Source organism: Shewanella sp. T24-MNA-CIBAN-0130 (genome assembly GCF_040310185.1).
Taxonomy (GTDB): Bacteria; Pseudomonadota; Gammaproteobacteria; order Enterobacterales; family Shewanellaceae; genus Shewanella; species Shewanella psychromarinicola.
Window position 1 is genome coordinate 1 of the sequence record NZ_JBEOPP010000132.1, and the last position, 613, is coordinate 613.

The 613-nt window shown below is 44.7% G+C and carries 1 protein-coding gene; it reads left to right on the top strand.

Annotated elements, in window-relative coordinates; all coding sequences use genetic code 11:
- A partial coding sequence (gene tnpC / locus AAEZ02_RS21770; protein ID WP_351125012.1) for an IS66 family transposase occupies positions 1-613 on the top strand: 613 nt, incomplete at both ends.

Consider the following 613-nt stretch of genomic DNA (forward strand, 5'->3'; position numbering starts at 1 on the left):
CCCTACCGCTTTATCGGTTAACCGACATATTTGCCCGTGGCGGTTTAAATATTAGCCGCGCTACACTGGCCAATTGGTGCATAGCCAGTGCCGAATTAGTTAGGCCGTTAATTGCTGCGATGAAAGCTAATCTACTCGCTCAATCAACGCTGTGCGCAGATGAAACAACGGTGCAAGTATTGGATGAACCAGATAGAAAAGCAGCAACTAAATCCTATATGTGGGTCTATCGCAGCAATGAATTTAGCGATAACCCTGTTGTTATTTATGATTATCAACCGAGTCGTGCACGCAGTTGCCCAGAAGCATTTCTAGCAGATTATGCCGGATATTTACAATGTGATGGTTACAGTGTTTACGACAATATAGAAGGAATAATGCCAGTCGGGTGCTGGGCACACGCCAGACGCAAATTCCACGATGCCTTAGCGGTGCAACCGAAGAAAACCGGCAAAGCAACAGTCGGTATCAATTATATTCAAAAACTGTATGCAATAGAAAAGCGGGCAAAAACATTACCGCCCGATAAGCGAAAATCACTCCGGCAGGAAAAGGCTGAGCCAATCTTAACATCGTTGCATGAATGGTTAGAAAAAAGCGAGAAAACAGTCCT